The 19215-nt window shown below is 70.5% G+C and carries 11 protein-coding genes; 5 read left to right on the forward strand and 6 right to left on the reverse strand.

Going from position 1 to position 19215, the window contains the following annotated elements:
• Positions 1-19: 19 nt before the first annotated feature.
• Positions 20-1189: a JmjC domain-containing protein gene (locus ACTJKJ_RS20540; protein ID WP_297389648.1), complete on the forward strand. Its 1170-nt coding sequence runs from the start codon at positions 20-22 to the stop codon at positions 1187-1189.
• A 60-nt stretch (positions 1190-1249) separates the two neighbouring features.
• Here the strand turns inward: ACTJKJ_RS20540 and ACTJKJ_RS20545 are convergent, their stop codons facing one another.
• Positions 1250-1627, reverse strand: a complete 378-nt coding sequence (locus tag ACTJKJ_RS20545; protein ID WP_255488620.1) for a hypothetical protein — start codon at positions 1625-1627, stop codon at positions 1250-1252.
• A gap of 101 nt (positions 1628-1728) precedes the next feature.
• Positions 1729-3831 carry an elongation factor G gene (fusA, locus tag ACTJKJ_RS20550; protein ID WP_440821659.1) on the reverse strand — a complete coding sequence of 701 codons (2103 nt, stop codon included), beginning with the start codon at positions 3829-3831 and terminating at the stop codon, positions 1729-1731.
• A 358-nt stretch (positions 3832-4189) separates the two neighbouring features.
• On the opposite strand from fusA, the gene ACTJKJ_RS20555 reads away from it, so the two are divergent.
• Together ACTJKJ_RS20555 and purL are read left to right on the forward strand one after the other, a co-directional pair.
• Entirely contained in the window at positions 4190-4438 is a 249-nt protein-coding gene (locus ACTJKJ_RS20555) for a hypothetical protein (RefSeq protein ID WP_440821661.1), read from the forward strand.
• A gap of 148 nt (positions 4439-4586) precedes the next feature.
• Positions 4587-8591 (forward strand): phosphoribosylformylglycinamidine synthase, encoded by a 4005-nt coding sequence (purL, locus tag ACTJKJ_RS20560; RefSeq protein ID WP_440821662.1) that lies wholly within the window; start codon positions 4587-4589, stop codon positions 8589-8591.
• A gap of 258 nt (positions 8592-8849) precedes the next feature.
• On the opposite strand, the gene ACTJKJ_RS20565 is transcribed toward purL, so the two are convergent.
• From ACTJKJ_RS20565 to ACTJKJ_RS20580, 4 genes are all read right to left on the reverse strand, one after another.
• Complete coding sequence (locus ACTJKJ_RS20565; RefSeq protein WP_147241601.1) at positions 8850-9842, reverse strand: LLM class flavin-dependent oxidoreductase; 993 nt, start codon at positions 9840-9842, stop codon at positions 8850-8852.
• A 78-nt stretch (positions 9843-9920) separates the two neighbouring features.
• Positions 9921-10982, reverse strand: coding sequence for a S1C family serine protease (locus tag ACTJKJ_RS20570; protein ID WP_440821665.1), 1062 nt, complete (start codon positions 10980-10982; stop codon positions 9921-9923).
• A gap of 209 nt (positions 10983-11191) precedes the next feature.
• Positions 11192-12364 (reverse strand): response regulator, encoded by a 1173-nt coding sequence (locus ACTJKJ_RS20575; protein ID WP_440821667.1) that lies wholly within the window; start codon positions 12362-12364, stop codon positions 11192-11194.
• The gene (locus ACTJKJ_RS20580; protein WP_440821669.1) at positions 12361-16086 is read right to left on the reverse strand and encodes a response regulator; all 3726 of its coding nucleotides are present in this window, start codon (positions 16084-16086) and stop codon (positions 12361-12363) included. Before ACTJKJ_RS20580 ends, ACTJKJ_RS20575 begins: the two co-directional genes overlap by 4 nt.
• A gap of 242 nt (positions 16087-16328) precedes the next feature.
• Between ACTJKJ_RS20580 and ACTJKJ_RS20585 the strand changes: the two genes are divergently transcribed.
• The gene (locus tag ACTJKJ_RS20585) at positions 16329-17444 is read left to right on the forward strand and encodes a ligase-associated DNA damage response exonuclease (RefSeq protein WP_440821671.1); all 1116 of its coding nucleotides are present in this window, start codon (positions 16329-16331) and stop codon (positions 17442-17444) included.
• On the forward strand, positions 17441-19195 hold the full coding sequence (locus tag ACTJKJ_RS20590; protein ID WP_440821672.1) for an ATP-dependent DNA ligase: 1755 nt from the start codon (positions 17441-17443) through the stop codon (positions 19193-19195). Before ACTJKJ_RS20585 ends, ACTJKJ_RS20590 begins: the two co-directional genes overlap by 4 nt.
• Positions 19196-19215: the final 20 nt, after the last annotated feature.

Consider the following 19215-nt stretch of genomic DNA (forward strand, 5'->3'; position numbering starts at 1 on the left):
GCTCACTCAGAACACCGTCATGATCGATCTGAACCTGACTCGTGAAGAGTTTTTCGCGCGATGCTTCGAAACCCGCTTCCACCACCAGCGCGCAGCATTGCGCGAGGTCGTGTTCGGTTGGAAGGACGTCAACGAGTTGCTGTACGTCATGGACCCGGGCGCGCATGGTGTCCGGCTGTTCCAGGACGGCCCGGTGGACGAGACGAAATTCGTCGAGACCTACTCCGAACTCGGTGTTAACCGCCGACGGATCAACAAGGAGGCGCTCTATCGCCTCATGGGCGAAGGCGGAACTCTGGTGATGAATCGGTTGGAGCTCGTGTCGTCGACGATTCGGCGCTTATGCATGAGCGTGTCCGAGCTCTGCGGCGCTCCCACCATTGCGAACGGCTACGTGGCGTTTGATGGCAATGGCAGTTTCGGCAAGCATTGGGACACGCACGATGTCTTCGCCGTGCAGTTGTTCGGGCGCAAGCGTTGGAAGCTGTACGAGCCGACGCATCCCTTGCCGACGCGGCATCAGACCAGCCGCCACCTCAAGGAGTTCTGTCCGACCATGCCGGTTTTCGACGACGTCCTTGAAGCAGGAGATGTCCTCTACGTTCCCCGTGGCTGGTGGCACGAGGCCTTGCCGATGGGCGAGGAAACCTGCCACGTCGCCATCGGAACCCATGGACCGACTCTGGCCGACTATGCCGTCTGGTGCTGTCAGAGGTATTTGCGGGATCACTTCGTCTGCCGCAAGTCCGCCCGCTTGGACGATACGGCAAGCAACAACTTGGTGGGTGTCGGCGAAGTCGTGGCGGAAGTCATCGCCAATCGAGTGACGTTCGAAGAGTTCCAGCGCGACCTCGTCGCGAGCGAGCGCCTGTCTACGCCGTTCCACCTGGAGCATTTCGTCGCACCGCGTCGTTACCCGATCGATGATGAGACGGAGCTTCAGATCAATTCGATGCTGCGCGTGGATGTTGATCGGCAGTTTCTTTCCGTCAATGGCGCGGAGGCCCCTCGCGATCTCCGCATCCGCGAGGTTCTCGGCTGCTTGACCGTCCGATCGCACATGACGATCGCCGACATGATCATCGCGCTGCCCCATTTATCAGCGGAAGAAGTGCGAGCCGCCGCTTGTGCGCTGGTGATGGGGAATCGCGCGCTGATTCGTAGCGGCTCACTCGGGCCGATCTCTTGATGAAGGGGCGTGCCTGGCGCAGCGCGCCAACGCGGTGGGATATCCAAAGCGACATGACCGTCAGTCGTCGTCATCCCGTGCGAAGCGTTCCGCCAACTCTTCCATCGTCGGCATCCCCGCCTTCTCAAAGCGGATGCGCAGGCCGAGCGCCCGCGTGACGCACATGAGCGAGCTCACGGAGGATTCCTGACCCGCTTCGAGTCGATAGATCACTTCCCGAACTCTGAAGGCATCTCGCGCGAGCGCCGATATGGACATGCCGCGCGCTTCGCGGCGTGCCTTCAGGATCAGTCCGACGTCTTCGGGGAAGCTTGCGGTCTCGAGCATGACTCTCGCTTTCGGTTGCATCGACTCATTCTGCAAGCGTTGGCGAACACCAGATTCATTGAGCGTGTCAGCCATGCCTTGCAAAACAGGCCGGAAATCGAGAATTTGCAAGCCATGGCTGGCATGTTGGGTGGCAAACGCGAAATCAAGCGCAGAAATGAAATCGGGCCGCGAATGCGGCCCGTCCCTTTACTTCAACGCGCGTCGCGCGTTCACTTGGCTCGCGCCGTCATGATCGCGTCCGCGACGTTCTTCGGCGCCTCGGAGTAATGCTTGAACTCCATCGTGTAGGTCGCGCGGCCCTGCGTGGCCGAGCGCAGCGAGGTGGAGTAGCCGAACATCTCCGACAGCGGCACCTCCGCCTTGATGATCTTGCCGCCGCCGACCATGTCGTCCATGCCCTGCACCATGCCGCGGCGGCTGGACAGGTCGCCCATCACCGTGCCCGCGTAGTCCTCCGGCGTCTCGACCTCCACCGCCATCATCGGCTCCAGGATCACCGGGCTGGCGCGCCGGCAGGCTTCCTTGAAGCCCATCGACGCGGCCATCTTGAACGCGTTCTCGTTCGAGTCCACGTCGTGGTACGAGCCGAAGGTCAGCGTCACCTTCACGTCCACGACCGGGTAGCCCGCCAGCACGCCGTTGGGCAGCGTGTCGATCACGCCCTTCTCCACCGCGGGGATGTACTCGCGCGGCACCACACCCCCCTTGATGGCGTCCACGAACTCGAAGCCCTTGCCCGCCTCCTGCGGCTCGACCGTGAAAACCACGTGCCCGTACTGGCCCTTGCCGCCGGACTGGCGCACGAACTTGCCTTCCACATCGCTCACCGACTTGCGGATCGTCTCGCGGTACGCCACCTGCGGCTTGCCGACGTTGGCCTCGACGCCGAACTCGCGCTTCATCCGGTCGACGATGATCTCCAGGTGCAGCTCGCCCATCCCCGAGATGATGGTCTGCCCCGATTCCTCGTCGGTGCGCACGCGGAAGGATGGATCCTCCGCCGCCAGCCGGCCCAGCGCGATGCCCATCTTCTCCTGGTCGGCCTTGGTCTTGGGCTCGACGGCCTGCGAGATCACCGGCTCCGGGAACACCATCTTCTCGAGCGTGATGATCGCCTCCGGGTCGCACAGCGTCTCGCCCGTGGTCACGTCCTTCAGGCCCACGCAGGCCGCGATGTCCCCGGCCAGGATCTCCTTGATCTCCTCGCGCTGGTTCGCATGCATCTGCAGGATCCGGCCGATGCGCTCCTTCTTGCCGCGCGTCGGGTTGTAGACCGAGTCGCCCGACTTCAGGATGCCGGAGTACACCCGCACGAAGGTCAGCTGGCCCACATACGGATCGGTCATCAGCTTGAAGGCCAGGGCGCTGAACTTCTCGTTGTCATCGGCCTTGCGGGTCGTGTCCCGCTCGTCGTCGTCGGTGCCGTGCACCGGCGGGATGTCGATCGGCGAAGGCATGAAATCGATCACCGCGTCCAGCATGCGCTGCACGCCCTTGTTCTTGAACGCGGTGCCGCACAGCATCGGCTGGATCTCGCCGGCGATGGTGCGCTGGCGGATCGCGCGCTTGATCTCGTCCTCGCTCAGCTCGCCACTCTCAAGGTACTTGTTCATCAGTTCCTCGTCCGCCTCGGCGGCGGCCTCGACCATCTTCTCGCGCCATTCCTCGGCCTTGGCCTTGAGGTCGGCCGGGATCTCCTGGTACTCGAACTTCATGCCCTGCGAGGCCTCGTCCCAGACGATGGCCTTCATCTTGAGCAGGTCGATCACGCCCTTGAACTGGTCCTCGGCGCCGATGGGCAGCACGATGGGCACCGGGTTGGCCTTGAGCCGGTCCACCATCATCTGGCGCACGCGGTAGAAGTCCGCGCCGATGCGGTCCATCTTGTTCACGAAGGCCAGCCGCGGCACCTTGTACTTGTTGGCCTGGCGCCAGACGGTCTCGGACTGCGGCTGCACGCCGCCCACCGAGTCGTACACCATCACCGCGCCGTCCAGCACGCGCATGGACCGCTCCACCTCGATGGTGAAGTCCACGTGGCCCGGGGTGTCGATGATGTTGATGCGATGCTCCGGGTAGGACAGGTCCATGCCCTTCCAGAAGCAGGTCGTCGCGGCCGAGGTGATCGTGATGCCGCGCTCCTGCTCCTGCTCCATCCAGTCCATCGTCGCGGCGCCGTCGTGCACCTCGCCGATCTTGTGATTGACCCCGGTGTAGAACAGGATGCGCTCCGTCGTCGTCGTCTTGCCGGCGTCGATGTGCGCCGAGATGCCGATGTTGCGGTAGTGCTCGATGGGGGTCTTGCGGGACATGGTGGTCTCCAGTGGCGATGAACGACCTGGGGACGCCAGCTTCATGGGAGGCGGCCGTCGGGTCCGAAAGCCGATCAATGTAGCGACAAGCCATGACGGCCGCCATCCGCCGCATGGAAGAGCCCCGGCGCCCTGGGGATGAGTCTTCCGGCCCCCGTCCGGGGGCATGGGGGCGTCACTTTTTCCTCCGGCGCGGCCGGCATCCCCTGAATGAGGGGCATCGGTGCGGGCGAATTCCGGAGTTCCCGGGTGGTTACGTCGCGTCACATCGATACATTCGCTCACTCGAACGAGATATCAGGGAGTTGCGGTGAGATCGAATGTTGTTGTCAGCCTGTTGGCATCAGGCGCCCTGGGCATGAGCGTCATGGCGGGCCCGGTCGTCGCCCGGGCCGCCCCGGTGGTGGAAGTCGGCATGAACTGCACGGTGGCCGATGGCTGGTGGTCGCTGGACCGCGAGCGGCCGTTGCAGCCCGAGCCGGTCAAGGTGGTGGCGATCAAGGCGTTGACCACCGGCGCGCCGGGGGCCTGGGTGCAGCCTTCGCGGGGCAAGCTGACCGAGCACCAGCTGCACATCGCGCTGGACCGCCTCAGCGAGTGCCGCTGAAGGGGGACGGGGAGGGCGCCCCACGGTCGGTCCGGGAGGGCCTCCGAAGGGGCGCGCCGGCCGGGGTAAACCCGGGTCGTCCGGCGGCGCTGGCTAGAATGCCGGGCTTCACCGCCGCGGCGCGCGCGGCGCAACCCCCTGGGATCCCATGGCCAGCACCACCTCCTCCAAGCATCTGATTCACTTCGAGGGGGGCAATGCCCTCTCGTCCTTCCGGGCCGCGGCGCTGCTGGCGCGTCTGCAGGCCGTCAGCGACCGCATCACCGCGGTGCATGCCCGTCATGTCCACTGGGTCTGGACCGACGCGGCGCTGGACGCGCAAGGCCGCGACAAGCTCGCTTCGCTGCTGGACTACGGCGACCGCTACGACGGCGCCACCGAGGGCGCGCTGATCGTCGTCGCCCCGCGCCTGGGCACGCTGAGCCCCTGGGCGTCCAAGGCCACCGACATCGCCCACAACTGCGGCCTGGCCCTGCACCGGGTGGAGCGCGTCACCGAGTTCCGCCTGACGCTCAAGTCCGGGCTGCTGGCCGGGCTGACCGGCGGCGCCAAGCCGCTGACGCAGGAGGAACTGCTGGCCTGCGCCGACCTGCTGCATGACCGCATGACCGAAAGCGTGCTGCTGTCGCGCGAGGACGCCGCCCACCTCTTCGACGACAAGCAGGCCCAGCCGCTCGCGCACGTGCCGGTGCAGGCCCGCGGCCGCGCGGCGCTGGAGGAAGCCAACGGCGCCTGGGGCCTGGCGCTGTCCGACGACGAGATCGACTACCTCGTCGCCGCCTTCCAGAAGCTGGGCCGCGACCCCAGCGACGTCGAGCTGATGATGTTCGCGCAGGCCAACAGCGAGCATTGCCGCCACAAGATCTTCAACGCCCAGTTCACCATCGACGGTGAAGCGCAGCCGCTCTCGCTCTTCGGCATGATCCGCAACACCGAGAAGGTGTCGCCGCAGCACACCGTCATCGCCTACGCCGACAACGCCGCGGTGATGGAAGGCCACGCCATCGAGCGCTGGATGGCGGCCGGCGATCGCCGCGCGCCGAAGTACGAGGCCCGTGCCGAGACCGCGCACGTGCTGATGAAGGTCGAGACCCACAACCACCCGACGGCCATCTCCCCGCATCCGGGCGCCTCCACCGGCGCCGGCGGCGAGATCCGCGACGAGGGCGCCACCGGTCGCGGCGCCAAGCCCAAGGCCGGCCTGACCGGCTTCTCGGTGTCCAACCTGCACCTGCCGGGCCTGAGCGAGCCGTGGGAGAAGGATCCGGTCGGCAAGCCCGCGCACATCGCCAGCGCGCTGCAGATCATGACCGAGGGGCCGCTGGGCGGCGCCGCCTTCAACAACGAGTTCGGCCGGCCCGCGCTGGGCGGCTACTTCCGCGTCTTCGAGCAGGACGTCGACGGCATCCGCCGCGGGTACCACAAGCCGATCATGATCGCCGGCGGCCTGGGCGCGATTCGCGCCGACCTCACCAAGAAGATCCAGTTCCCCGCCGGCTCGCTGCTGATCCAGCTCGGCGGTCCCGGCATGCGCATCGGCATGGGCGGCAGCGCGGCCAGCTCGATGGCCGCGGGCACCAACACCGCCGACCTGGACTTCGACTCGGTCCAGCGCGGCAACCCCGAGATCCAGCGCCGCGCGCAGGAAGTGCTCAACCATTGCTGGGGCCTGGCCGAGCGCAATCCCATCCTGGCGGTCCATGACGTCGGCGCGGGCGGCATCTCCAACGCCTTCCCGGAACTGGTCAACGATGCCGGCCGCGGCGCCATCTTCGACCTGCGCAAGGTCCCGCTCGAGGAAAGCGGCCTGGCGCCCAAGGAGATCTGGTGCAACGAGAGCCAGGAGCGCTACGTCCTGGTGATCGCGCCGGAAAGCCTGCCGCTCTTCACCGCCATGTGCGAGCGCGAACGCTGCCCCTTCGCCGTCGTCGGCGTCACCACCGAGCAGCGCGAGCTGGTGCTGGAGGATGGCCCGCAAGGCGAGCGCGCCATCGACATGCCGATGGATGTCCTGCTGGGCAAGCCGCCCAAGATGCACCGCGACGTGACGCGCGTGGCGCGCTCGGGCGGCGCGCTCTCGCTTGACGGCGTCGACCTGGCCACGGCCGCGCGCACCGTGCTGCGCCACCCGACGGTGGCCAGCAAGCGCTTCCTGGTCACCATCGGCGACCGCACCGTCGGCGGCCTGAACCACCGCGACCAGATGGTCGGCCCCTGGCAGGTGCCGGTGGCGGACTGCGCGGTCACGCTCTCCGACTTCAAGGGCTTCAGCGGCGAGGCGATGAGCATGGGCGAGCGCACCCCGCTGGCCGCCGTCGATGCGCCCGCGTCTGGCCGTGTCGCGGTCGCCGAGGCCATCCTCAACCTGCTGGCCGCGCCGATCGAGCTGCCGCGGGTGAAGCTCTCGGCCAACTGGATGGCGGCCTGCGGCGAGCCCGGCGAGGACGCCGCGCTCTACGACACCGTCAAGGCCGTCGGCATGGACCTGTGCCCGGCGCTGGGCATCTCCATCCCGGTGGGCAAGGACTCCTTGTCGATGCGCACCCGCTGGTCCGAGGACGGCGTCACCAAACAGGTCACCGCGCCGGTCTCGCTCATCGTCACGGCCTTCGCCTCGCTGGCCGACGTGCGGGGCACGCTCACGCCGCAACTGCGGGACGGCGACACTACGCTGGTGCTGGTCGACCTCGGCCAGGGCCGCATGCGCATGGGCGGCTCGATCCTGGCGCAGACCCTGAACCAGTTCGGTCCCGAGGTGCCCGACCTCGACGATCCGGCGCTGCTCAAGGCGCTGGTGGCCGCGGTCAACGACCTGCGCGGCCAGGGCCGCCTGCTGGCCTACCACGACCGCAGCGACGGCGGCCTCTTCGCCGCGGCGCTGGAGATGGGCTTTGCCGGCCAGCGCGGCGTCAGCCTCAATGTCGACATGCTGGTCACCGAGGGCGACGGCATCAGCGACAGCCGCGCCGAGATGGGCGACTCCAAGAACTGGGCCTCGCAGGTCAGCGCGCGCCGCGAGGAACTGACGCTCAAGGCCCTGTTCAACGAGGAACTGGGCGTCCTGCTGCAGGTCCCCACCGCCGACCGCGACGCGGTGCTGCAGACGCTGCGCGCGCACGGCCTGTCGAGGATCTCGCACGTTGTCGGCAAGACCAACGACACGAAGCAGGCCGAGGTCTGGCGCGACGCCAAGAAGGTCTTCGCCGCGCCGCTCAACGAGCTGCAGCAGGAGTGGGACCAGGTGTCCTGGCGCATTGCCCGCGATCGCGACAACCCTGCCTGCGCGGACCAGGAGCATGCGCTGGCCGGCACGCCCGGCAAGGGCCTGCACTGGCTGCCGACCTTCGACGTCAAGGAGGACGTCGCCGCCCCCTTCATCGCCAGCGGCGTGCGCCCCAAGGTCGCGATCCTGCGTGAGCAGGGCGTCAACTCGCATGTCGAGATGGCCTATGCCATGGCGCAGGCCGGCTTCGACGCCTATGACGTGCACATGAGCGACCTGCAGGCCGGCGCGGTCGACCTGAAGGACTTCAAGGGCTTTGTCGCCTGCGGTGGTTTCAGCTACGGCGACACGCTGGGCGCCGGCGAGGGCTGGGCGCGCTCCATCCTCTTCAACCCGGTGCTGAAGGCCGCGTTCGAGGCCTTCTTCGCCCGTCCGGACAGCTTCGCGCTGGGCGTCTGCAATGGCTGCCAGATGCTGGCGGCGCTGTCGCCGATGATCCCGGGCGCCGAGCACTGGCCCAAGTTCGTCCGCAACCGCAGCGAGCAGTTCGAGGCCCGCCTGGCGCAGGTCGAGATCGTCGACTCGCCGAGCATCTTCTTCACCGGCATGGCCGGCAGCCGCCTGCCGATCGCGGTCGCGCACGGCGAAGGTTTCGCGGACTTCTCCCAGCGCGGCAATCCCGACCAGGTGCTGCGCGCGATGCGTTATGTCGATGGCGATGGCCAGCCGACCGAGCAATACCCGCTCAACCCGAACGGCAGTCCGCAAGGCCTGACCGCGGTCACCACGGCGGACGGCCGCTTCACCGCGCTGATGCCGCATCCGGAGCGTGTCTTCCGCAACATCCAGATGAGCTGGACCGGCGGCGACGCTGGCGAGTTCAGCCCCTGGATGCGGATGTTCCGCAACGCGCGCAAGTGGGTGGGCTGACCACGCCCCCTTGACCCCCACGCGCCAAACGACGCATCAATCGACGCGCAAGACAAAGGGCCACGCTCACGCGTGGCCCTTTTTCATTGGCTGCTCCGACCTGCGCGTCACGCCTTCCGGGCTCTCCCGCACGCCCCTACCGCCAAACCGTGGAAGTAGGCTGATGTGTCGGTGTATGGGGGAAGGGTTTTCGCGGCGGAGCCGGGAAAATCTTTCCCCCATGCGGACCCAGAGAGAGGGCAGGCGGAGAGCGCCCTCTCACCCCGCCACCACCCCCGCCAGCAGCTCATACGACCGCCTGCGCGCCGCCGCATCGTGGACTGCGCAAGCGACGATGAACTCGTCCGCCCCGGTGCGTTCGAGCGTCGCCGCGAGTCCTTCACGCACTGTCCGCGGCGACCCGACGATGGATTCCGACAGCATGCGTTCCACCGCCAGTTGCTCGCCCGCGGTCCACAGGTCGGCCATCTGGTCGACTGGCCGCGGCAGTGGCCCGCGCTGCCCGCGCTGCATGCCGAGGAAGCGCTGCTGCAGCGAGGTGAACAGGCGCTGCGCCTGGGCATCGGTATCGGCCACGATGACGTTCAGTCCGACCGCTGCGTAGGGCTGGGGATGCCGGGCGCTGGGCCGGTACTGAGCCCGGTACATCTCGAGCGCCTGCATGAGCATCGCCGGCGCGAAGTGCGACGCGAACGCGAACGGCAGGCCCAGGTAGGCCGCGAGCTGCGCGCCATAAAGGCTCGACCCCAGCAGCCAGATCGGCACCTCGGTGCCCTGGCCCGGGATCGCACGCACGACCTGGCCCTCCTGCTCGGGCGCGAGGTAGGCGGTCAGTTCCAGCACGTCCTCGGGGAAGCGGTCTTCGTGGGCCGTCGACAGGTGACGGCGCAGCGCGCGCATCGTCGGACCATCGGTGCCGGGCGCGCGGCCCAGCCCCAGGTCGATGCGGCCGGGGAACAGCGTCGCCAGCGTGCCGAACTGCTCCGCGATGGTCAGCGGTGCGTGGTTGGGCAGCATGATCCCGCCCGAGCCGACCCGGATCGTCGAGGTCGCCGCCGCGATCTGGCCGATCAGCACCGCGGTGGCCGAAGATGCGACGCCGTCCATGTTGTGGTGTTCGGCGACCCAGTAGCGGGTGTAGCCGAGCCGCTCCGCGTGCTGCGCGAGCGCGATGCTGTCGTGGAGCGCCTGGGCGGCGGTGCCGCCCTCGACGATGGGGGCGAGGTCGAGGATCGAGAGACGGGGATGCATGGCCGCGGAGTCTAGGCGTGGGTCCCGGACCGGGGCGGCGGCAGGGTTATCGCCGGATGCGGTAGGGGCGGTGGCTCGTCAATCGCTGCCGAGCTGCGCCTGCACCTGCCGCGTCTTGCCGCCGTTCCACACCGTCAGCGTGACCTTGTCGCCCACGCGGCGCTCCTCGAGCTCGCTGAGCAGCTCGTCGAGATCGGCCACCGGCTTGCCGTTCACCGCGGTGATGACGTCGCCACCGACGATGCGCCCATCGCGTCCCCGCATGAAGGGCTGCAGGCCCGCCCGCTGCGCGCCACCACCGGCCTGCAGGCCGATCAGCACCACGCCCTTGGGCAGGCGCAGCACCTGGCGCAATTGCTCGGTGCCGGCGGTCAGCCCGAGCGCCGGGCGGATCACGCGGCCATGCTGGATCAGCTGCGGGACGACGCGGTTCACCTCGTCGGCGGGAATCGCGAAGCCGATGCCGTTGCTGCCGCCGCTCGGGCTGAAGATCGACGTGTTCACGCCGATCAACCGGCCCGCCGAATCGAGCAGCGGCCCGCCCGAGTTGCCCGGGTTGATCGCCGCATCGGTCTGGATCGCGCCGCGGATCGTGCGCTGCGTCATCGACTCGATCTCGCGGTTCAGCGCCGAGACGATGCCGCGGGTGAGCGTCTGGTCCAGGCCGAACGGGTTGCCGATCGCGTACACCGTCTGACCCACCTGCAGCTCGCGGCTGCTGCCCATCGGCACCGGCTGCAGCTTCTCCCGCGGCGCGGCGATGCGCAGCACGGCCAAGTCGCGGTCGGGATCGACACCGACCAGCGTCGCGTCATACGCCGTCTGGTCCGACAGCGTGACCTTCGCCGCCGAGGCGCCGCGGATCACATGGAAGTTGGTGACGATGTGACCGCGCTCATCCCACAGGAAGCCCGAGCCGGTGCCGCTGGGTACCTCGGTCACGTTGCGCGAGAAGAAGTCGCGCTGCTGCGCCAGCGTCGTGATGTGCACCACCGACGGCGACACCTTGCGGAACACCGCGATGTTGTTCTGCTCCTGGGCGTCGAGCGGGCCGCGCGGCGTCACCGGGCGCGGTTGTTGGGCGAAGGCCCCGGTGGCGAGGAAGAAGGTGGCAAGCAGGAGGAGGGTCGTGCGGCGCATGGCGCGGGATTATGGAGCGCTGGCGCGTTTGCGGGACGCTCCCGTCCTGCGGAGGCCCGGGCGTTGGCCGCCGATGCATGGGGCACCGGCGGCAAGCGCCGGTACCCCACGCATCACCGTCCCCGATCACCGAGATCCTTCGACGGCAATGCGATGGCGGACTGCGGTGGGGGGTCTGCGGTGGGCGGACTGAGGTGAGAGATGTCGGGTCATTCGGGGGCGGCCATCGTCGATTCGATCCAGTCCCGCTTGCGGCGCAGCGTCTCGTCGTCGTCGGCGAAACGGCGCGCGATGTCCTGGAACTCGTCCTGGATGCGCAGGAAGGCGTCGACGACCTCCGGATCGAAATGGCTGCCGCGGCCCTCGACGATGATCGCTGCCGCGTCGCCATGCGGCATCGCGTCCTTGTAGACGCGGCGGCTGATCAGCGCGTCGTAGACGTCGGCCAGCGCCATCAGCCGCGCCGACAGCGGGATGGCCTCGCCGCGCAGGCCCTCCGGATAACCGGAGCCGTCCCATTTCTCCTGGTGGCCGTAGGCGATGTCCTTGGCCGTGGACAGGAAGGCGACCGGGGTGCCGAGCTGGGCCTCGGCCTGCGCGATCGCGTCGCGGCCCAGCGCGGGGTGGGACTTCATGATCTCGAATTCGTCCGGTGTGAAGCGTCCCGGCTTGAGCAGGATGCGGTCGGGGATGCCCACCTTGCCGATGTCGTGCAGCGGCGCCGACTTGAACAGCGTGGCGATGTACTCCGGCGTGAGCAGCGCCTGCCAGCGTGGATGTCCGCGCAGCGCCTGCGCCAGCGCCTTGACGTAATGCTGGGTGCGCCGGATGTGGTTGCCGGTGTCGCTGTCCCGCGTCTCGGCCAGCGAGGCCATCGCCAGGATGGTCACGTCCTGGATCGCCGCCAGCTCCTCGGTGCGGCGCGCGACCTCGGCCTCCAGGTAGGCCGCCTTGTCGCGCAGGAAGTCCGCGCTGGCCTTGAGCCGCAGGTGCGTGCGCACGCGCGCCATCACGATGGGCGGGCTGATCGGCTTGGTGATGTAGTCGACCGCGCCCAGCGCCAGTCCGCGCGTTTCGTCGGCCACGTCGGAGCGGGCGGTGAGGAAGATGACCGGCACGTCGCGTGTGGCCGGGTCGGCCTTGAGCCGCTCGCAGACTTCGTGGCCGTCCATGCCCGGCATCATCACGTCGAGCAGGATCAGGTCGGGCCGCGGTTCGGCGCCGGCGATGCGCAGCGCCTTCTCGCCGTTGTTGGCGATCTTGACGCGGTAGCGGTCGCGCAGCAGCTCGCTCATCAGCGCGAGGTTGTCGGGCGTGTCGTCGACGACCAGCACGGTGGCGCCGTCGGTCGGGTCGGAGGGCGGCGCGGAGTGCGAGGTCATGCGGGGCTCCCGGACGACGTGGGATCGGTGTCGGCCTGGCTCGCGGGACCGCGGCGGCCGGTGGCATCGGCGCGGACCAGCACGAGCGCGCCGTCGAAGTCGAAGCGTTGCGCGGCGTCGGCCGCGCGGCGCAGCGTCCGCAGCCGCGCGGTCGGCAGCGGCAGGCGGTCCAGCAGGGCGCCGAGTTCCTGCCCCGCGTCGGCGGCGCCGGAATCGCTGTCCTCCAGCAGGGCCTCGAGCCGCGCCAGCAGGGCGTCGAGCCCGGCCAGCGCCGCCGCGTCGAGCACCGCCGGCGCCGTGGCCGAGGGGGCAACCGGTGGGGCGGCCTGCAGCATCGCCTCGCGCGCCAGGTGGCGACCCAGCGAGACCAGCAGCGCGGCCAGCAGCGATTGCGCGCGGATGAGCAGCGGGTCGCGTTCGGCCGCGGGCTGGCGCTGCGCGCAGGCCTGCTCGAGCGCCCCGGCCGCCGCCGCCAGGGGCCGCGCGCCCAGCGTGCCCGCGGCGCCGCGCAGGGAATGCGCCAGTCGCGTCATCGTCGTGTGGTCGCCGGCACTGGCCGCCTCGGCGAAGCGCGCGGCGAAGTCGCTCTGCGAGTCGTGGAAGGTGCGCAGCAGCTTGCGGTAGAGCGTGAGGTGGCCGCCGGCGGTCGCCAGTCCCGCCTGCACGTCGAGTCCGGCGATCTGCGGCAGGCCGTCGGCTCGCCCGGCGACCGTGGCGGCAGCGGCGTTGGGCGAAGCGGCGGTGGCTGCGGCGGAGGTTGAGGCGGTGGACGAGGAGGCCGCGGACGCGGGGGCGGATGGGGCGTCCGCATCGCGGCCCGCCGGACGATCGTTGCCGCGAGGGTCCCGTGAGCCGTCCGGCGCGGCCTGGCCGCCCGGGCCTTCCTCGGCAGTCCCCAGCGTCTGGCTGAGCGCCCGCCGCGTGTCGATGCGCCGGCCCGCGCCGGAGCGGGTGTCCATCGGCAGCTCCGAGGCCGGCATGGCCGGGCGGACCCAGCGTGCCAGCACCTCGAACAGCAGGTCGACATTGAGCGGCTTGGGGATGTGGTCGTTCATGCCGGCGGCCAGCACCTTCTCGCGGTCGCCGCTCATCGCGTTGGCCGTCATCGCGATGACCGGCAGCGTGCGCCAGCGCGGATCGGCCCGCAGCGCACGCGTGGCGGCGTAGCCGTCCAGCACGGGCATCTGGCAGTCCATCAGCACGCCGTCGAAGCCGTCGGGCGTCGCGGCCAGCAGGTCCAGCGCGACGCGTCCGTTGGCGGCCAGCGTGACATGCAGCCCCGCGTCCTCGAGCAGCGCGGCCGCCAGTTCCTGGTTGAGCTCGTTGTCCTCGGCCACCAGCACGCGCGCGCCGGCGAGCCGGCGCATCGCCTCGCGGGCGGTGTCGCGGCGGCGCTGCGCCGCGGGCGCGGGCAGGTCGGCATGGCCCAGGGCCTCGCCGATCGCGCTGAGCATCGACGAGGCGGTGACCGGCTTGGTCAGCAGCACCGGCCGGCGCTGCGTGCCGGCCCCGGCCAGCGCCGCGGTCAGCGAGTCGTCGCGGCCGAAGGAGGTCACCAGCACCACCGCCGGCGGCGCCTGCAGCCGGCCGTCGCCGAGCTGGCGCGTCGCCTCCAGGCCGTCCACCACCGGCATCTGCCAGTCCATCAGCACCAGCGCGAAGGGCTGGCCCTCGGCCTGGGCCTGCTCCGCGTCGCGCACCGCCTCCGCGCCGTCGGCGGCGGTGGTGACGTCCAGCCCGAAGCTCGCGCCCAGCGTGGAGAGGATCTCGCGCGCGGCGCGGTTGTCGTCGACCACCAGGGTGCGCAGCCGCGCCAGTTCGTGCGCCATCAGCGCGCGCCGCGCCGGCAGGTCCGAGCCCTCGGGCTGGAGTGCGAAGCGCGCGGTGAAGTGGAAGGTCGAACCCTGGCCCGGCGCGGACTCGACCCAGATGCGGCCGCCCATCATCTCGACGAGCTGCTTGCAGATCGCCAGCCCCAGGCCGCTGCCGCCGTAGCGGCGGGTGGTGGAGCTGTCGGCCTGGCTGAAGCTCTGGAACAGCCGCGCCTGCTGCTCGGGCGTCATGCCGATGCCGGTGTCGCGGACGCGGAAGTGCAGCTCGACCTCCGGCGTGGCGAGGGCGTCCAGCGCCGCCGCCTCACGCGCGCCGAGCGCGACGGACTCGATGCCGACGATGATCTCGCCGCGGTCGGTGAACTTGGCGGCGTTGTTGCCCAGGTTGACCAGCACCTGGCCCAGCCGCAGCGGATCGCCGATCAGCGCGGTCGGCAGGTCCGGCGGCACGTTCAGCAGCAGCTCCAGCCCCTTGTCCTCGACGCGGAAACCGATCAGGTTGACCAGGTGGTCCAGCACGTCCTCCATGCGGAAGGGCACCTCCTCGAGGCTGAGCTTGCCGGCCTCGATGCGGCTGAAGTCCAGGATGTCGTCGATGACGCCCAGCAGGTTCTCGGCCGAGCGGTGCACCTTCTCGATGTAGTTGCGCTGGCGCGCGTCCAGCCCGGTCTGCAGCGCCAGGTGGGACATGCCGATGATCGCGTTCATCGGCGTGCGGATCTCGTGGCTCATGTTGGCCAGGAAGTCCGACTTGGCCCGGGTGGCCTCCTCGGCATCCTCCTTGGCCTGGCGCAGCGCGTCCTGGGCGCGTTCGCGGTCCTCCAGCAGGGCCTCGAGCTGGCGGTGGTGCGCCTGCAGCTCGAGGTCCTTGCGGTCGCGCGCCGCGCCGTGGGCCAGGCTGCGCAGCGAGGCCGCCAGCAGCCCGAAGGCCAGCAGCGCCACCAGCGCCGCGATGCCGACCCGCGTGGCGGTCGGCTCCAGCGCGTCGAGGTCGCCCAGGAGCACCAGCCGCCAGGGGCCGGCGGGGTCGTTCCAGGCGACCTCGGCCTGGGCGGTGGCGTGGCGGGCGCCGCCGACCGACACCGTCGGCGCGCGCGGCTCGAAGGGCAGGCTGTGCGCGCGCGCCGGATCCTCGAAGAGCTTGCCGTACTGGCCGCTGGCGGTCAGCGTCTTCGAGCGCTCCGCCGTGGCGGCGCCGTCCAGGCTCATGCGCCATTCCGGCCGGCTGGCGGCGAGCACCACGCCCTGCGGCGAGACCAGCAGCGCGCCGGCATAGCTGCGGGTGTCGAGGAAGCGGTCGAGCGTGTCGGCGTACTGGCGGGCGGCGATCACGCCGATGATCTCGCCGCTCTGGCCGGGCTGGCGATAGACCGGCGCGGCCAGCCAGAAGGCGCGCTGGCCGGTGGTGATGCTGATGCCGGCGAAGACGTTGGGCTGGCCGCGCATCGCCTGGCGGTAGTACTGGCGGAAGGCCACGTCCAGGCCGATCGGGGACACGCCCTCGTCGTCCCAGGCCGCGATGATGCGGCCGTGCGTGTTGACGACGTAGGCCAGCTGCGCGCCGACGCTGGTGCCGATGACCTCCAGCGTCTCGAAGGCCGGGCGGGTGCGGCGGGCGGCGTCGGTGTCGGTGAGCGCGGCGGCGTTCTTGAGGTCGGGATTGAGCTGGCCGGCCAGCACGACCGCGCCCATGCCCTTGCCGGTCAGGGTCAGGCCCTGCAGGGCGAGCGCCTCGCGCTGGGCGGCATTGGCCAGGGCGTGCCGGAAGTCGTGCTCGAGAGAGCGCCGGTGCGTCTCGCTCGCGGCGATGCCGAGCGCGAGCGCCACGACGGCCGCCAGCAGCCACGCGGTCCGGCGATGTCCCAGCAGCCAGTCGGACACACGACCCATCCCTTTCCCTCCCTGGAAGGCCCGGTCGGAGGCCGCCGGGCCGTGATGGATGAACGCCGGGGCAGTGTAGGGGAGGCGGCGCGGGGCGCAAGCCCTGAACTGGCGCGGGAAGGCCGGGCTTTCACCGACGTACGGCGCAGGACGCGGCGCCGCGCGCGGATGGCGGGCGGGGGATGGCCGTCGGGCCGGACGCGGGCTCGTCCTACAGCGGCCGGCGCCGGTCCTGGCTAGCATCGGCCGACATGGGCCTGCCATCCAGCATCGAAGCGACCGGCGACGGGTCGGGGCGGGGCGACCTGGTGGTCGCCCGCCCCGAGGGGCTCTACTGCCCGCCCGGGGACTTCTACATCGACCCGTGGCGGCCGGTGGACCGCGCCGTGATCACCCACGGCCACAGCGACCACGCGCGCTGGGGCCATGCCCATTACCTGGCCCACCACGACAGCGCCGCCATCCTGCGGCGCCGGCTCGGCGAGGACATCACCCTGCAGACCCTGGCCTACGGCGAGGCCGTGGTGCACCACGGCGTGCGGCTGTCGCTGCATCCGGCCGGCCATGTGCTGGGCTCGGCGCAGCTGCGGCTGGAACATGGCGGCCGGGTCTGGGTCGCCTCGGGCGACTACAAGCTGGAGGCGGATGGCACCTGCGCGCCGTTCGAGCCGGTGCGCTGCGACACCTTCATCACCGAGTCCACCTTCGGCCTGCCCATCTACCGCTGGCCGTCGCAGGCGGCGCTGTTCGCCGAGATCGACGCCTGGTGGCGGCGCAATGCCGCGGCGGGACGCGCGTCGGTGCTCTACGCCTATGCGCTGGGCAAGGCGCAGCGGCTGCTGCATGGCGTGGATGCCTCGATCGGGCCGATCGTCAGCCATGGCGCGGTCGAGCCGCTGAATGCCGTCTACCGCGCCGCCGGCGTGCCCCTGCCGCCGACCTTCCATGCGGCCGACCCGGCGCTCGACAAGGCGGCGCTGTCGCGCGCGCTGGTGATCGCGCCGCCGTCGGCCGCGCGCTCGCCGTGGATGAAGCGCTTCGGCGCGGATCCGGCGGACGCCTTCGCCAGCGGCTGGATGCAGCTGCGCGGCACACGCCGGCGGCGCGGCGTGGACCGCGGCTTCGTCGTCTCCGACCATGCCGACTGGCCGGGCCTGATGGCGGCCATCCGCGGCACCGGCGCCGAGCGCGTCTTCGTCACCCACGGCAGCGTGCCGGTGCTGGTGCGATGGCTCAACGAGCAGGGCCTGCAGGCGCAGGCCTTCGCGACCGAATACGGCCGGGAGGACGATGCCGTCGCCGACACCGCCGACACCGCCGACACCGCCGAGCCAGCCGAACCCGCCGACGGAGCCCCGCCGTCATGAAGGCCTTCGCCGCGCTGTACCGCGAGCTGGATGCCTCGACGTCCAGCCTGGCCAAGCAGGCCGCGCTGCAGGCCTACCTGCGCGAGGCGCCGCCGGCGGATGCAGCCTGGGCGGTGTACTTCCTGGCCGGTGGCAAGCCGCGGCAGCTGGTGCCGACCCGCTTGCTGCGCGAGCAGGCGCGGCTGGCGGCCGGCCTGCCGGAGTGGCTGTTCGACGAGAGCTACGAGGCCGTCGGCGATCTGGCCGAGACGATCGCGCTGCTGCTGCCCGAGCCGACGGACATCGTCGAGCGCCCGCTGTCCGTGTGGATGACCGAGCATCTGCTGCCGCTGCGCGGCCAGCCGCCCGAGGCGCTCGCGCTGGCGCTGCAGAGCCAGTGGGCCTCGCTGGCGGTCGAGCAGCGCTTCGTCTACTTCAAGCTGATCACCGGCGCCTTCCGCGTCGGCGTGTCGAAGCTGCAGGTGACGCAGGCGCTGGCGGCGGTCGGCGGCGTGGATGCCAAGCTGGTCGCGCAGCGGCTGATGGGCTACACGCATGTCGGCGCGCGGCCGACCGCGGCGGACCATGCCGCGCTGGTCGCGCCGGCGCAGGCCACGGCCGGCGAGGGCGGCGCGCGCGGCCTGCAGCCGTATCCGTTCTTCCTCGCGCATCCGCTGGCCCTGCCGGTCGAGCAGTTCGATGCGGCGATCGGGCCGGCCGCGGACTGGCTGGTCGAGTGGAAGTGGGACGGCATCCGCGCGCAGCTGGTGCGGCGCGGCGGCGAGGTCGCGATCTGGTCGCGCGGCGAGGAGCTGGTCACCGAGCGCTTCCCCGAGCTCGCCGCGATGGGTGCGGCGCTGCCGGACGGCCTGGTGCTCGACGGCGAGATCCTCGTCTGGCGCGACGGCCGCGCCATGCCCTTCGCGGAGCTGCAGCGGCGCATCGGCCGCAAGACGCTGGGCGCGAAGCTGCTGCGCGAGCTGCCGGTGGCGCTGTGCGTGTACGACCTGCTCGAGCAGGACGGCCAGGACCTGCGCGAGCTGCCGCAGCATGAGCGCCGCGCGCGGCTGGAGCGGCTGGTGGCCGAGCATCCGCTGCCGGGGCTCGAGCTCAGTCCGCTCGTGAGCGGCGCGGACTGGGCGGCGCTGGCGCGCGAGCGCGAGCAGGCGAGGGCGCTGGGCGTCGAAGGGATGATGCTCAAGCGGCGCGACGCGCGCTACGGCGTCGGCCGCACCAAGGACGTCGGCGTCTGGTGGAAGTGGAAGATCGATCCGCTGTCGGTGGATGCGGTGCTGATCTATGCGCAGCGCGGCCATGGCCGGCGCGCGAGCCTCTACACCGACTACACCTTCGCCGTCTGGAACGGCCCGCAGGAGGATCCGGCGCGCCAGCTGGTGCCGTTCGCGAAGGCGTATTCGGGCCTCACCGACGCGGAGATCCAGGCGGTCGACGCGGCGATCCGCCGCACCACGATCGAGAGCTTCGGCCCGGTGCGCAGCGTCACGCCGACGATGGTGTTCGAGCTCGGCTTCGAGGGCATCGCCCGCAGCGGCCGGCACAAGAGCGGCATCGCGGTGCGCTTCCCGCGCATGCTGCGCCGGCGCGAGGACAAGCCGGTCGAGGAGGCGGACACCTTGCAGACGCTGCAGGCGCTGCTGCCCGCCGGCGGCGGCGACGCGGCCCTCGTCCGCGCGGCGCCGCGGACGCCGCCGGCAACGGGCGCAGCGCCGGAGCAGGGCTTGCTCGAGGACGCCGACGAGGCCGCACCGTGAGCGCGATGAAAGCAGGCGGC

Source organism: Roseateles sp. 22389, assembly GCF_052044995.1.
Classification (GTDB): Bacteria; Pseudomonadota; Gammaproteobacteria; order Burkholderiales; family Burkholderiaceae_C; genus Roseateles.

Excerpts from the sequence above, each read along its gene's own strand:
- ACTJKJ_RS20540 (WP_297389648.1), top strand. The coding sequence starts at position 20 with ATGATCGATCTGAACCTGACTCGTGAAGAGTTTTTCGCGCGATGCTTC.
- fusA (WP_440821659.1), bottom strand. The coding sequence starts at position 3,831 with ATGTCCCGCAAGACCCCCATCGAGCACTACCGCAACATCGGCATCTCG.
- ACTJKJ_RS20555 (WP_440821661.1), top strand. The coding sequence starts at position 4,190 with ATGAGCGTCATGGCGGGCCCGGTCGTCGCCCGGGCCGCCCCGGTGGTG.
- purL (WP_440821662.1), top strand. The coding sequence starts at position 4,587 with ATGGCCAGCACCACCTCCTCCAAGCATCTGATTCACTTCGAGGGGGGC.
- ACTJKJ_RS20565 (WP_147241601.1), bottom strand. The coding sequence starts at position 9,842 with ATGCATCCCCGTCTCTCGATCCTCGACCTCGCCCCCATCGTCGAGGGC.
- ACTJKJ_RS20570 (WP_440821665.1), bottom strand. The coding sequence starts at position 10,982 with ATGCGCCGCACGACCCTCCTCCTGCTTGCCACCTTCTTCCTCGCCACC.
- ACTJKJ_RS20575 (WP_440821667.1), bottom strand. The coding sequence starts at position 12,364 with ATGACCTCGCACTCCGCGCCGCCCTCCGACCCGACCGACGGCGCCACC.
- ACTJKJ_RS20580 (WP_440821669.1), bottom strand. The coding sequence starts at position 16,086 with ATGGGTCGTGTGTCCGACTGGCTGCTGGGACATCGCCGGACCGCGTGG.
- ACTJKJ_RS20585 (WP_440821671.1), top strand. The coding sequence starts at position 16,329 with ATGGGCCTGCCATCCAGCATCGAAGCGACCGGCGACGGGTCGGGGCGG.
- ACTJKJ_RS20590 (WP_440821672.1), top strand. The coding sequence starts at position 17,441 with ATGAAGGCCTTCGCCGCGCTGTACCGCGAGCTGGATGCCTCGACGTCC.